The sequence below is a fragment of the Nostoc sp. genome, assembly GCF_036917355.1.
GTDB lineage: Bacteria > Cyanobacteriota > Cyanobacteriia > Cyanobacteriales > Nostocaceae > Nostoc.
In genome coordinates this window covers 103,608-118,019 of the sequence record NZ_JBALDP010000015.1, presented here as the reverse complement: position 1 = coordinate 118,019, position 14,412 = coordinate 103,608, and the positions used below count along the sequence as shown (strand labels likewise).

Below are 14,412 nucleotides of genomic sequence, written 5' to 3'. Positions count from 1 at the left end.
ACCCATGCTGAAGGCGAGTGCTGCATAAGGGAGGGGCAAGTATTATGACAACTCTAAGCATTTCCCAAAAAGAAATTGCTGCCATGAGTGCAGTAGAAGTAGAAGAACTAGCTACACGTCTGGAACTGGATAATTATAGTAATGCTTTTGAGGGTTTAAATGATTGGCATCTATTGCGAGCGATCGCATTTCAGCGTCCAGAGTTAGTTGAACCCTATATCTACCTCTTAGACTTGGAACCCTATGATGAAGCTTAGTTGAGAGTTAGGAGTTAGGAGTTAAGAATTAGGATTTATAACTATTTAGTACTAATTTTTGAACGACTCACTCCTAACTTTTTACCATGACTAATCCAAAATTGAACAGGGTTCTTATTGGTGTAGGCGGCGGTATCGCCGCCTACAAAATCTGTGAATTGGTTTCGACGCTGTTTAAAACTGGGGTAGAGGTTCGAGTTATCCTCAGCCATTCGGCGCAAAAATTTATCACGCCTCTGACTTTATCAACTCTATCTCGTCATCCCGCATACACAGATGATGATTTTTGGCAACCAACTCACTCTCGTCCGTTGCATATTGATTTGGGTGAATGGGCAGATATTATGGTAATTGCCCCTTTAACAGCTAATACATTAGCAAAGTTAGCCTACGGGATGGCTGATAATTTACTCACAAATACCGTGCTGGCTTCTACTTGTCCCGTGTTGTTAGCACCCGCAATGAATACGGATATGTGGGAACAGCGATCGGTGCAACGGAATTGGCAACAGTTATTGACAGATAGCCGATATCATGGAATGAATACAGCATCAGGATTATTAGCGTGCGATCGCATCGGTGCTGGTAGATTAGCAGAACCTCCAGAAATATTCGCTCACATCCAATCGTTGTTACACACTCAAGGCAAACGAGATTTAGCAGGTAAACGAGTGTTAATTAGCGCTGGCGGAACGCGAGAGTATCTTGACCCAGTAAGGTTTATTGGCAATCCTTCCACAGGTAAAATGGGATTAGCTTTAGCGCAAGCCGCATTTCACCGAGGGGCAAGTGTGATCTTGGTACATGGCCCAGCTAATTGGGATGTACCATTAGGAGTACAAGCAATACCCGTTGTTAGTGCCGAGCAAATGCAGCACGTTATGGTGAAATGTTTACCCAACGCTGATGTAATTGTCATGTCAGCAGCCGTGGCCGATGTGAAGCCGCGAGATTATAGTACAGAAAAATTGCCCAAGCGATCGCTCCCCCAAGCTTTACCCTTGGAACCCGTACCAGATATAGTCGCCCAGTTATCAGAACTCAAACAGCCGCATCAAATATTAATTGGTTTTGCTGCACAAACTGGAGATATTGTCAATCCTGCATTAGAAAAGTTACAGAAAAAAAAATTAGATGCTATTGTTGCCAATCCTATCGATCGAGCTGATAGTGGTTTTGGGAGCGATAATAATCAAGCGATATTTTTAGATAGTCAAGGAAATCAGGTAGAAATCGCACCTTGTTCTAAATTAGAAATGGCGCATCAATTATTTGATTTTCTCATCAACGAATTTTAGATTTTAAATTTTGCTAAGAAAAGTAGAGACGTTGCATTGCAACGTCTCTAATAAAAACCAGCAAAATCATTCTGCTTTCTCTACAATCCTGAAAAATGAAACAGTCCTGTTTTTGAGGAGAGAGTTATACCAATTTGAAAAAAGAATGCGACAGATGGATTCTCACTAAGCGAGACATAGCAAGCGATTCCCAATCCAAAATCATTCGACTGAGAGTAGCCGTAATCCTTTCCTACGGAACGCTGCGCGAACAAAGCAGTAAGCTACGCGTAGGAAAGTCTAAAATCCAAAATGGTATTAGCTTTAGGCTTCTGAGGACTCTTTTATGTATTCACTGTATTGCTGGTCAGAAAGTAAGGCATTAAGCGCAGAGGAATCGCTAAACTTGATTTTTACCAACCAACCATCGCCATAGGAATCATTATTGACTAGTTCGGGGTCATCAGAAACTTCTTTGTTTACTTCTACAACTTCTCCTTTTAGAGGAGTATAAAACTCTGCTACTGCTTTAACCGATTCGATAGTACCTAATTCATCTCCCTGGTCAAAAACTTGTCCAACCTCTGGTAATTCTGCAAATACAACCTCCCCAAGTTCCCTCTGTGCAAAATTAGTAATGCCCAGTGTCGCAATGTTGCCTTCAACCCGAACCCATTCGTGTTCCCTGGTATATTTCAGGTTGCTAGGAATGTTCGCCAAGGCTAGTTGGAGAATGCCAGTTAGCCAAGATTGATTGCTTTGTGGCTGGTTAGTCTGTACAGGTAGCGCCTGAGCGATCGCTTCACTCGCGGCGGGCCAAAATAAGTTGGTAACAAATAAAGCCATAGCCAGTACCAGAGCGATCGCAGAACGGATCGCGTACTGAAAGATCGTTTTGATGAAATTCATAAACAGATTTTTCCTGATAATCTGAAACAAAAGTATTATTAAATACTGATATTAGGATGTCAATATATTTCCACAGTCCGAAACAGATGAAACAACTAGCAACCGAATCACCATCCACCTGGCGTTTCATCCCAATGCTTCAGACATCAGGAGCAGTGCAGATGGCAATCGATGCTTGGTTGTTCAACCAATTTGAAAAGGGACAGCACCCGCCCACGCTGCGTTTTTATACCTGGTATCCACACGCGCTTTCCTTGGGACATCTGCAAAAACAATGGCCTGCCCAGTGGCATAATCTGATTTATCAGGGAAAGGCGCTCGATCTAGTTCGTCGTCCAACAGGAGGTAGAGCTGTTCTCCACCAAGGAGACTTAAGCTACACCCTGATTACCTCAGCTAGTAGTGGAAAAAGCTGGGGTACTTATGAAAAAATCTGTAACTTTTTAATCCAAGGCTGGCAAATCTTAGATATTGAGTTAAATTATGGTTCTGCTGGACGGGGTTACATTCATAATCCCAGTTGTTTCAACACAGCAACAGCAGCTGACTTAGTTACTACCGATGGAAGTAAATTTATTGGTAGTGCCCAACGCAAGGGAAGAAATACCATTCTTCAACACGGCTCGATGATTTTGTCTACAGACAAAGTTTTATTTCAGGAAATCTTTGAACAACCTGCTCCGTGGAATACCTCACTTTGCAATACACAGGAAGAGGATGGCTGGATTGCAAAAATTGTAGATACATTGACAGAGACGGCAAAACAGTACTTTGGCATAGAACTAATTACCCAACCATTTACCGATCTCGAATGGCAAGATATCCTCAAATTGCGATCGCTTTATGAAGTGCGTTAATGTAGCTCACCGCAGGTATCGCCTATTCCAAAACTTCAGGTTCTGTAATAAATACGTAGAAAACCAAAGTTTGTTGTAAGTAAAATCGCTGTACGGTGTAGTTTTGCAGTGTAAATAAAAAGTTGACATTTTAATTTACATCATTTAATGTAAACATATTAAAGTGTAATTTATATTATACATAGTCATGTACTTTGAGGACGTGCGTGAGTGGCAGGGAACTGCGGAGGCTCTGACAAAAGAGCTAAAACGCCAGATTAAACAACTTGAACTGTCTATAGAATCACCTGCCCTGCGTACCATTCGGTCGTGGAGAGCGAAACAACTTTTATCACAACCCAAAGGACAAGAATTTGCATTTCGGCAGATTTTGGAGGGTTTGGCAACTGCTCTCTTATTGAAGAAGGGTTGGACACTTGCGGCGATCGCTCAAGTTTTACCTTCCTTTGGTGAAGATGCTTTAGAGAGGCAAATTATTGCAGAGGCTCAAGGACACGATCCAACATGGCTACCTACAGTTTCAGCAACTTCTTTGCCTCTACCTACAGGACACCGCCCAGTGAGGGATTTGGCTGAAGATGCTGTGATGTTACTTGCTCAGGGAATTCTTCGCCAATACGATCGAGTTCTCCCAGGTCGAGAAATTGTGCGCCAAGAGGATAGTACGCTGCCACCAGAACTCTATCAAGCAATGTGCAAATTAGGTCGTCTATATATTGAAGAAGGATTAAGCGATCGCGCTGCCTGTGTGCATACTGTTTTAGATAATGCTCGATACTCTCTTGGTTGCGATCGCTGGCAGTTAGGGGTTTTTAACCAATCAGACTTTCGCTTTTCTAGCGTTACCTTAATCGATCCAGATTTACGAGTACCTACTTCAGATTGTGCAGAGATTGCCAATTTGAGCGGGGGTTTTGGCGAAGATAATGTGATTGAGCATCGGTTATATACTCAATTATGTGAAGCAACTGAACGATTGGGTGGTCGTCGTCAACACAAAGCTTACACCGCGCTACGACAGTTATTTGGTAGGTACTCTCTGATAGGAGAACGGCAACTATTAGATTACTTGGTTGAAAATGACTTGACCCCTTTACAGCGAATGATCGTTGAAAATTTCTTCAACTTAGTGCCAGATATCTGGCTAGTTGATGGACTAGCACATCGCTGCGCCCGCTGTGGCACACTGATGCGATCGCATCCCAACAAAAAACTTTTTTCACAAGGGCGGTGTCCAATTCGCCAGTGCATTGGGCACAACTCACCAAAAGTATCTGAAAAACTAGATCCCAAAGACATTTTACTAATTGCCGAGCCACGAATTCTTACTTACTGGACAGGCCCAGCAATTGACGAATTAGCCATTTTTGATACAGCTAGACAAAATAAGCTCAATGCTGAACTTTACCCGGAGTCTGATTTATGCGATGTGGCGATTAACGAACGGGCAATTGGAATTGATGCCAAGTCTTATACAAGTCCGGTAACTCTGGCTTTGCGTCTTAATCGTAGTATTGGCGGACTGATTCACTATCGCCGCCGGATTCTTGCTGTGAGCGATCGCTTAATCGAAGACAACCCAAACTACATTTCTACCCTCATCTCCACACTAGATAAAAAGGGCGATCCCGCCAGTTTAGAAATTATGTCGGTTTCCTCTGTAATTGATTTTTTAAAGAAGATGCCTTATGCGAACCAAACCTGATTTTTGGAAAGGTGCAGACCGAATTTGCTGGTTTTGCGTCTTGATGAAGGAGTTTATTAATACTGATTCACTAGAGTACGCGCCACTAGTGATGTCAGGCATGGCCAGCATTTTGAATGCACCTGCATTAGAGCCTGCCCGTCAAGCCATTTTCAATATGCGTCAGATGTCGCTGACTTTTGTTACACAGCAATCAGTTAAACACGCAATTGCTCTCTATAACAATCATCATTACTGCAACCACACTAAAGGGACGTATGAGATTGATATCGAAACACTTCAATTTAAAAGAACAGACCCTTTAGAAGATTCTTTAATTACACAAGCGCGTCAAATTCTTAGTACCCCTCTGCCATACGACTCCTATGGTTTTACATTTGCCGATCCTCGTCAGCCGATGGCGGTTGCGTTAGGTGAAGAGTCAACAGCAGTAAGGATGCCGATCGCTCCGATTACCGCCCCGATTGCTGCACGTCGTACACATTCCCTTAACCGCCAACCAAGAGGAAAAATTCGCATTCCCCTAAGTGAACTGCGCGATCTGGCTATTGAGATGGACGAGCGTGAAAAGCAAGATCCTGAGCGACGAGCAGGTAGTTGGGCAGATCGTTTTAAACGCTTTGACCTCATGGTATCGGAGGCTGGAAAGGGGCTGCGGAAAGAAGAAGATGTTCTGGAATTAGAAGATATCAAGCACTTAATTGGTTTGCCAGGGTCAGGTAAAACAACCATCCTTGTGTTGATAGCTATGTGGCTGGGACTAAATGACTATAAAGCCATGTTTGTGTTTCCCTCCATTGAAGTTGCTAGACAGTACATGGCTGAACTAGCATTTCATCAAGTTAAGGTGGGAATGCTTGTCGGACAAAGTGATGAAACTCGCCGTCGTCATGCAGACAATATTGCTGAAGCGATCGCAACACGAGGTAATGGTGGCTTTGCTTACACCTTAGAACAGGCAGAAGTTTTTGGGATGAACTGCGTCTTACCAGCCTTTTCAACTGCTGATATGTCCCTGTGGGGCTTTGGTTACGCACCTTGCAACGAGATATTGCAAGGCGGAGGGAAACAGGGAAAGATGAAGAAATGCCTGTGTCCTTTATGGACAATGTGCGGTCGAAACAAAGCACCGCGAGATTTGCTGGATGCTAATATTTGGGTTGGTCATGTGCGATCGCTCGATACTCAAATATCACCTCATGCGATTCAGGAACAAGTACGATATTTTGAATTAATTGCTCGTACCTTCGATGTAGTTGTTTGCGACGAAGGTGATATGGTGCAGACAGTGTTAGATGGTTATGGGGCAGCAACCTTAAGTATTTCAGGCTCAGAGCGATCCATTCATCGGGTAATTTTAGAACAAATCCATAACCGCTTTGCTGGCAGCGAGAGCCATCGATTATTCGATCGAGATGTAGAACTCTACAGCCGTGACTCGGCAGAATTTGGTAGCTATAATACTTCCTTAATTACCACCCTTCAGAATATGTCTAAGTCGCGGGTGGGGGAACGCTACGAAAATCAATTGCTGACTGTATTACGAATTGTTAGCGAATTATTGAATACTTTAAAGAAATCCTCTCAGCAGAATGACCTTGATGAACAAGAAGCCCAACTAGGCTTTAGTAAAAGTCGGGCACTGACTGAATTTTGGGAAGCGGCAGCATATAACGCCTTCTACGATCGCACAGGTGTTGAGAACCCTCAAGACTTTAAAGCAGATTTGTGGCCTCGGATTTTAGGCTATAACCGTGAAACCCTTGAAAAGCAATGGAAAACTCTCATTAGTCATTTCCGCCGTTACCTGGCTGAAAATCTGATTAAGCGACGGGATGCGATCGTTGAAGAAATTGCTGAATTATTTCTCAAGCTCTGTTTTCCAGATCATTTATCAACAATAGAAGCAGAAGATTTAGCTAAATTACTTATAACTGTTACTTTCGTAATTGTGGGCTACCAGCGAATTGTACCAGGAACTAGAACGATGGTTGCAGAAGGATTCATTCGTGAACCAATTGTGGAATCAACTGCATCACCAGAACTCCGAAAATTTATTCCAGAAAGCATTTTAGGTTCATTTTCTGGAGTGCGATACAGTTTTTCCAAAGCACAAACAACACGTACCGCCGCCAGAAATGTGCAATTGTCCTACATTACATTTGTTGGTGCGCCCCGAATGTTAATGCACCGTTTTCATCGGTTGTTAGAGGCAGATGATGGACATCCAAGCCCAGCCGTTTTAATTACCTCGGCAACTTCATTTTTAGAAGCTAGTCCCGCCTACCACATTAACGCTGGCCCGCATTATTTACTAAAACCGCGTCAGTCAGAAAATAAAGCAGAGCAGAGCGTTTATCGTTTCAAATGGTTTCCAGATAGTGAACGTGGTGATGAACCCCTCAAATATAGCGGTGCTGGCGACCTTCAAAAGCGTAATCTTCTGCGAATGGTGAATGCTCTTGTAGGAGGAAGTAAACCTGAAATTTACAAGTCTATGGATAGATTTGATGTAAAGTCTGGTATTCGTCGCAAAGCCGCTTTAGTTGTCAATAGTTATGAACAGGCTCGTTCTATCAAGAAATATATCAATGACTATCATCCTGAAGTTGGTAGACATACAAAAGCAATTGTTCAATCCCTCAGAGATGGAGAACAACCGGCAGATTTTATTACCTCTGCTCAGTGTGAGGCATTAGGAGATGATGAAAACTGTGATATTTTAATTTTTCCCATGTTGGCAATTGGTCGAGGTGTGAACATCGTTTTCACCAAAGGAGAAAGAAAGCTAGATGCGGCAATTGGCTCGATTTACTTCCTGACTCGTCCTCATCCTACCAAGGATGATATGCAGCTTTTGTATAGCTTGGCAGGACGGGCAACACAAGAATTTGATAGTCGAGTTTTTAGTGAAACAGAAGATTTAAATGCGATCGCAACAGCTTGGCAGCAATCTAGAAAAGACCTTTGGAAAACTGCCAATAGATTGTTACGTGAACCCTTAATGGCTAGCCGTTTAGGCCCTGAACTTTTCAAATCGTTTACAGCTAATCAAATGGTTGCGATTTTGCAAACAATTGGGCGAGGTATGCGGAATGGATGCCCGGTATCAGTTTACTTTGTGGATGCAGCTTGGGCTAAAAAATCAGCAGAAGGTAAACCCGACTCTGGGCGAGACAGTATGCTGGTTCAGATGCGAATCATTTTAGAAGAATGTGTCAACCATGAAGACCCCGTAATTCGGGAAATTTATCAAGAACTTTATGGCGCATTTCTAAAACCTTTACAGCACATTCAAGGAGTAATTTATCCCGATGAACTAAATTCTTTAGAAGAATCTACGGATGAAGATGAAGTTTTTGATGAGTTTTCAACACTATTGGAGATGTAAAAATGATTAATAATTTTGATGATGAAATTGAATTGGAAGAAGATTTATTGTCAGAAGAGGAAGACGAAGAAACTGAAGGTAGTTTAGTTTCGGATAAGTTTTACATTCAGCAAGGTGCAATTAAATTAATTAAAGAATTTCCTTTAGCTTTCACCGTACCAGATAATCTTGCTCCAATCATAGTAGAAGGTTTTAATCTTACGTGGACAAAAGCAGGTTTGCAATGTCTTGACGAGATTCAACAAGGAGCTAATGTCAAAAATCTTCCTTATGGCTCATTGCGAAATTTCCTACAAGTAGTATTGAAAGATGCAACACGAATTGAACCAGAGGTAGGTCTTAGCAAATATGCCTTGAATTATGCTAAAGGCGATCGTATGCTAGAACCTTTTGTTTACCTTACTGGTGGCGATGAAGAAGAAATAAATAAAGTGCTTCGCCCAATTATTAATGATTGGTTCACAAATTCTCTCAAACCATTTGCTGAAAAGGAGGATATATCAATAAAGATTATTGACCGCTTGGAAGAAAAGAAATTATTGTAATTACAATCGTCCGTAAACAAAAGGGTCGTGTTCGCGTTACCTTACGTCAACCAGAAGATAATCCTGATGATCTAGCGGCTCTTGTGGAGTCACTGCGCTATGGCTTTGGTCACTACAGCGATTGGACAGGTTTGCCTGCTCCCCTATTTTTTGAGCGTGTTGTACGGGACTACATCAGTGATTTTGCGATCGCAGATGAGGACATTGAATCAGAGCAAGATTAAATATCCTGCCAGTGTAGAAAGAGGCTACTAATTTATTTACAATCAAACTCGCACAAAGATGACTGTTAGAATGCATCCCGACGCATTGGCATTGCAAGGAAACGCATTAACAATGCGGCCGATGTATTATACCAATTGGAAAAAAGAATGCGACAAATAGACCATTTGTAGAGACGCGATTCATCGCGTCTTTACCCAAGGATGTGTTGTGTTGCAATCATTAATTGAATTGGTATTAGCATTGCAAAGGGATGCATTGGCATTGCAAGGTATTGCCAAATTTAATTCGCTACGAATTAATGAAATGCTGCACTTAACAAGCCAAGGTTAAGACTGCAACCTAAAACTTGAGTTTATTGAGCTTAGTGAAACCCCAGAACAAGCCCGAAAGCTGGCAAAAATAGTGTGATTGACATAGAGATATCAAGCAGCAATTGGGAAAGGAAACTACTACCTTGAATTGGGTATAACCCGTATGCTCTATGGCTTCAAGTCACTTTTCTAGATTTTACAATATAAGTAAGACTTAAAAATAACGCTTCAATTATATGAAAATACTCTCATCAGAACTAGTCCATTTGGGATTTGGCAAATATGTGCGTTCTGACCAAGTAACAGCAGTTATACCAATAGAAGAGGAGCGAGGCCCAGGGCGACGAACCTTTGTTCACGTTCAAGGGCAAAGCGATCCAATTATCGCCTCTCGCGCTGAAGATACCATCATACGTGATTTGGTACAGGAACCACGCGAAGTTACCCAAGCCCGTCAACAGCAGGAAATTCTTCAAGATTTATTGGTTAATTTAGCTAATGTTAATTCAACTGTGCGTCGAATTAACCGTGATGAAGGCAGTTTGGATCTTGATTTGTTAGAACGACGAATTAAACAAGTCCTGGAAAATTAATTGCAAAAGTCAGCAAACTAAATAACGGAGAAAGATATTGCTGAATACCATTACAGACCAAGTTTCAGTATCAGAGACACAAACAAGATCGCCAAGGTTGTGGATACCTGAACGGGTACTGTTTACACCTGCTGCCCTAGATGAAGTTTGGGGGCAGCAGATTCTTGCGCGCGTGCAGTCACTCAACTTACCAATAGAAGAATTATCACAAAACCGCCTGAAGGGACTGCGCGGTGAATCTGAGCGAGATACTTACAATATCGCCAAGCGTACCTTAGCGGTGGTTACTGCACCACCTAGTTCTTTTAAACTAAGTCCCATCCCACCTTCTGCGGATTGGCAATTTCACCTTGCCGAAGGTTGTCCGGCTCACTGTCAATACTGCTACCTAGCGGGTAGCTTGTCAGGGCCACCTGTCATCCGCGCTTTTGCCAACTTACCGCAGATATTAGAGAACTTAGCTAACTACGAGCAACAGGGGAAAACCACGAGTTTTGAAGTTAGTTGTTATACAGATCCATTGGGTATTGAGCATTTAACTGGAAGCCTTGCTGAATGTATCCGTTACTTTGGCACTCGTAGCAATGCACATCTACGTTGGGTATCGAAGTTTGATGCTGTGGATGGATTACTCGACTTACCACACAATCGGCATACTCGCTGTCGGATGAGTGTTAATGCCGCACCGATTTCTGGTAAGTTTGAAGGTGGCACGGCATCCGTAGCATCCAGACTTAATGCATTGCGACGGTTGGCGTTACCACAAGAGCGTGGCGGTGGCGGTTATCCAGTAGGCTTGGTTATCGCGCCAATTATGCCGATAGACGATTGGCAGATGCACTATAGTCGTTTGTTTGAGCAGATAAACGAAGCACTGGATTTTGATTGTAACCTTACCTTTGAGTTAATCTCGCATCGGTTCACACCTGGGTCAAAAGAAGTGTTACAAACTTGGTATCCGCAATCCAAATTAGAGATGGATGAGGCAAAACGCAGTGTCAAGCGTAATAAGTTTGGCGGGACGAAGTACGTTTATGAGAAGGACACAATGAAGGCGTTGCGTAAATTTTTTGAGAGTGAGATTAGTAGGCGCTTTCCAAATGCTGACATTCTTTATTGGACTTAGAAAAATACTTTGCTCATATAGAGTTTCAGCAAATTAATTATTTGGTAAGGGAGCGATTGATATATTATGCGATCGCTTTCTTTTCCGGTTGCTCAGGTACTTAGGCTAAAGCCGTAATATCATATCCAGTTAAAGACTTATCATTAAGACCGCAGAGGGGCAGAGGTGCAGAGGGGAGGAGTTTTTGGCTTTCTGCATAGATTTGGAAATTATAACTAATTAGCCAAAAATTCAAGACTAAAGTCCTTACTACGAACTTTTTTACCCCTCGCCTGGGTTTGGCTATGACCACTCAAAGCGAGATAATTTGGGCAGAGGACAGGCGACGTTATAAATTAATAGTGTATCTGCAATACCGGACTTGTTCTGGGTTAGTCTCAATAGCAAAGGTTTGGAGATGTTTACTTTATCAGAAACTTCTATCCTGGCGGCAATCCTACTGGTAGCTTTAGGCATTTTGGGCTGGGGCTTTTATCGCGCCAGACCTTTTGGTAAGCTGGGAATCTTAGCCTGGTTACAGTCGGTGGTGTTGATGACTCCCTGGCTCCTGTTTTTTGGATTGTTTGCCGCAGGGATTTACATCAATATAGCGGGTATATTGTTCTTGGTGGTGACATCCGCCGGATTGTACGTTTATTTGGGCAGACAGTTACGCGCAGCTGGGCAAGATGCCATCCTCAAACAACGCGCAACCGAAAGACTCGCTGCTGCTTCCTCACTTGCAGCAAATTCCCCACAATTAGCAGTCGCAGAACTGAAAGCGGAGATCCCGCCAATACCGGAAGATGACTTGAATACAATTAAAGGCATTTTTGGTATCGATACATTTTTTGCCACAGAAACCATCGCCTACCAAGATGGAGCCATTTTCAAAGGCAATTTGCGGGGAGAACCAGAAGAGACTCACAACCGTCTAACTGCAAGTTTACGGCAACGCCTTGGCGATAAATATCGTCTGTTTTTAGTGGAAAATACAGACGGTAGACCCGTGATGATTGTCCTACCGAGCCGCAACGATCCCCGGCCGATGTTGTTATCGCAAAAAGCTTTTGCAGGTATTCTGTTAATAGCGACCATTGCCACAAGTTTAGAAGCTGCGGGATTACTGCTGAATTTTGATTTTTTTGGCAATCCAGGGCGGTTTCAAGAAGCTTTGCCCATAGGCGCTGGAATATTTTCGATTTTAGTAGCTCACGAAATTGGTCATTGGTTACTTGCACAGCGTCACCAAATTCGCCTTAGCTGGCCCTTTTTTCTACCCGCAGTGCAAATTGGCTCCTTTGGTGCAATTACCCGCTTTGAGTCTTTGTTGCCCAACCGCAAGGTATTATTTGATATTGCCTTGGCAGGGCCAGCCGCAGGTGGTATTGTCTCTTTGTTAATGTTGGTGACGGGCTTGCTGCTTTCCCACCCAGGTAGTTTATTTCAATTGCCCAATCAGTTTTTCCAAGGGTCGATTTTGGTGGGAAGTTTGGCGCGAGTTGTCCTTGGTTCGGCATTGCAGTCACCCTTGGTAAGCGTTCATCCCCTAGTAGTTATTGGTTGGCTGGGGTTAGTAATTACCGCTTTGAACTTAATGCCCGCAGGACAACTAGATGGTGGGCGGATTGTGCAGGCGATTTATGGACGCAAAACCGCAGGACGAGCAACGATCGCAACTTTAATTTTACTGGCGCTCGTGTCTCTCGGTAATATGATTGCCATGTACTGGGCGATCGTAATTTTCTTTTTGCAACGGGATCAAGAACGCCCCAGTTTGAATGAAGTCACTGAACCCGATGATGCTAGAGCCGCTTTGGGGCTTTTAGCTCTATTCTTGATGATTACCACGCTTCTACCCCTAACTCCCGCCTTGGCTGGGCGTTTGGGAATAGGATAGAGAGTGCTGAGTTAGGAGCTTGAAGAACTCTGCCTATCTCCCTACTCCCCACATTTCTACGGTTTCCAACCTGCTAGCAAATTCGGGTAAGCCGTTGGTGTGGGGAAAATTTTCTGGAAGGCAGTTTGACGCTCTTGAGGCTTTTCTTTACTCATGTTCCAGAGGGTTTCATAGAAAAAGAAAGAGACTCCGGCAAAATTGCGATCGCGTACTTTTTGCACTTGTGTCTGAATCTGCTGCATTGGTATAGATCGGTTTTTTAACCCAGCCAAAATGCCCACACTCACTGGAATATGACTCTTAGCCGCTTTTACTTCTGGATACTCTAATTCGCTGATAAAGACATTCAAATCATCCCGATATATCTGCAAAACTAAGTCTTCAATAATTCCCATCCGTTCCCACTTGTGCCAGTCTGCTAAAAAGAAATCGTAGGAAAAACGTTGAGGATTAGGAGCAACGGAAACTAGGCAATTTTTTTTAGTAGCTTTAATTGCTGTAAATACCCGTTTCATAAACTCGGTAATTTTGTTAGCTCTCCAACGCACCCATTCTGGATCTTTGGAGTCTTTGGAGGGAGCTTTTCCCTGATGTTCTTTTTTATAAAGTGCCACTGTATAAGCATCGTATCCTAATTCTGATGGTAAGCCAAAATGGTCATCAAATTGAATACCATCGATATTGTAGTTTCTAACAATTTCAACGATTAAATCTTGAATAAATTGTTGTACTTCTGGACGAAAAGGATTTAGCCAAACTCGATTATGTGTCCCTTCTTTAACAATCCGAGTCCCATCGCTGCGAGTAGTGAGCCATTGGGGACGATTTTTAGCTAATAGTGAATCTGCTGGTGCCATGAAGCCAAATTCAAACCAGGGAATTACCGTTAACCCTTTTTGATGTCCCACATCGACAATTTCTTTCAGGATATCTCGCCCTTTGAGTCCGGGTGTGGGATCGAGCGATCGCCCGATAACTTTTAGTGCAACTTTGCTAGGATACAATGTATATCCCCAATTCCAAACCGCCGGATATATAGTGTTAAAATTGAGTTCATCAAGGCGTTGCAAAGATCCCTTGAGGCGATCGCGCTCAAATAACACATCACTATCAATATTTGTTAACCACACCCCCCTTAACTCAGATGCTGGCGTTCGGGGCAAATTAATTTGAGCGTTCAAGGGGAACGATAATATCATCGTAGCGATCGCGCTTAAGGTCAGCATAACGATAAACAAAAGAGACTTTCTACTTTGGCGAATATTCCACCAAGAAGAAAACTCAACACACCACTTTACAAACCTTTTCATCATTATTTAAAATGTCTGTGTCATTGA

General features: G+C 42.8%; 13 protein-coding genes. 11 read left to right on the top strand and 2 right to left on the bottom strand.

The genetic code is table 11. The features are described from left to right. Window positions 1-44 precede the first annotated feature (44 nt). The gene (gene isiD, locus V7K53_RS04455; RefSeq protein WP_094351471.1) at window positions 45-257 is read left to right on the top strand and encodes a protein IsiD; all 213 of its coding nucleotides are present in this window, start codon (window positions 45-47) and stop codon (window positions 255-257) included. An 86-nt stretch (window positions 258-343) separates the two neighbouring features. Continuing rightward, entirely contained in the window at window positions 344-1,555 is a 1,212-nt protein-coding gene (coaBC, locus tag V7K53_RS04450; RefSeq protein ID WP_335196428.1) for a bifunctional phosphopantothenoylcysteine decarboxylase/phosphopantothenate--cysteine ligase CoaBC, read from the top strand. Between the two features lie 303 nt (window positions 1,556-1,858). Here the strand turns inward: coaBC and gcvH are convergent, their stop codons facing one another. After that, window positions 1,859-2,443 (bottom strand): glycine cleavage system protein GcvH, encoded by a 585-nt coding sequence (gene gcvH / locus V7K53_RS04445; protein WP_335196427.1) that lies wholly within the window; start codon window positions 2,441-2,443, stop codon window positions 1,859-1,861. A gap of 86 nt (window positions 2,444-2,529) precedes the next feature. On the opposite strand from gcvH, the gene V7K53_RS04440 reads away from it, so the two are divergent. The 9 genes from V7K53_RS04440 (at window position 2,530) to V7K53_RS04400 (ending at window position 13,075) form a co-directional block, all read left to right on the top strand. Further along, a complete protein-coding gene (locus V7K53_RS04440; RefSeq protein ID WP_335196426.1) occupies window positions 2,530-3,300 on the top strand; it encodes a lipoate--protein ligase family protein in 771 nt (256 codons plus the stop codon). A gap of 187 nt (window positions 3,301-3,487) precedes the next feature. After that, on the top strand, window positions 3,488-5,005 hold the full coding sequence (locus V7K53_RS04435) for a restriction endonuclease-related protein (RefSeq protein WP_335196425.1): 1,518 nt from the start codon (window positions 3,488-3,490) through the stop codon (window positions 5,003-5,005). After that, window positions 4,989-8,396 carry a hypothetical protein gene (locus V7K53_RS04430; RefSeq protein ID WP_335196423.1) on the top strand — a complete coding sequence of 1,136 codons (3,408 nt, stop codon included), beginning with the start codon at window positions 4,989-4,991 and terminating at the stop codon, window positions 8,394-8,396. The genes V7K53_RS04435 and V7K53_RS04430 overlap by 17 nt, the downstream gene beginning before the upstream one ends. Before the next feature lie 2 nt (window positions 8,397-8,398). Then, window positions 8,399-8,941: a hypothetical protein gene (locus V7K53_RS04425; protein ID WP_335196422.1), complete on the top strand. Its 543-nt coding sequence runs from the start codon at window positions 8,399-8,401 to the stop codon at window positions 8,939-8,941. Further along, complete coding sequence (locus tag V7K53_RS04420) at window positions 8,932-9,165, top strand: RNaseH domain-containing protein (RefSeq protein WP_335196444.1); 234 nt, start codon at window positions 8,932-8,934, stop codon at window positions 9,163-9,165. The genes V7K53_RS04425 and V7K53_RS04420 overlap by 10 nt, the downstream gene beginning before the upstream one ends. Window positions 9,166-9,373: 208 nt before the next feature. After that, the gene (locus tag V7K53_RS04415; RefSeq protein WP_335196421.1) at window positions 9,374-9,496 is read left to right on the top strand and encodes a hypothetical protein; all 123 of its coding nucleotides are present in this window, start codon (window positions 9,374-9,376) and stop codon (window positions 9,494-9,496) included. A 217-nt stretch (window positions 9,497-9,713) separates the two neighbouring features. Continuing rightward, entirely contained in the window at window positions 9,714-10,070 is a 357-nt protein-coding gene (locus V7K53_RS04410) for a hypothetical protein (protein ID WP_100897934.1), read from the top strand. A gap of 103 nt (window positions 10,071-10,173) precedes the next feature. Beyond that, the gene (locus tag V7K53_RS04405) at window positions 10,174-11,196 is read left to right on the top strand and encodes a spore photoproduct lyase family protein (protein ID WP_335196443.1); all 1,023 of its coding nucleotides are present in this window, start codon (window positions 10,174-10,176) and stop codon (window positions 11,194-11,196) included. A gap of 397 nt (window positions 11,197-11,593) precedes the next feature. Continuing rightward, window positions 11,594-13,075 carry a site-2 protease family protein gene (locus tag V7K53_RS04400; RefSeq protein WP_335196420.1) on the top strand — a complete coding sequence of 494 codons (1,482 nt, stop codon included), beginning with the start codon at window positions 11,594-11,596 and terminating at the stop codon, window positions 13,073-13,075. A 56-nt stretch (window positions 13,076-13,131) separates the two neighbouring features. Here V7K53_RS04400 and V7K53_RS04395 read toward each other — a convergent pair whose 3' ends face one another. After that, window positions 13,132-14,385: a glycoside hydrolase family 10 protein gene (locus tag V7K53_RS04395; RefSeq protein ID WP_335196442.1), complete on the bottom strand. Its 1,254-nt coding sequence runs from the start codon at window positions 14,383-14,385 to the stop codon at window positions 13,132-13,134. Between the last annotated feature and the right edge of the window lie 27 nt (window positions 14,386-14,412).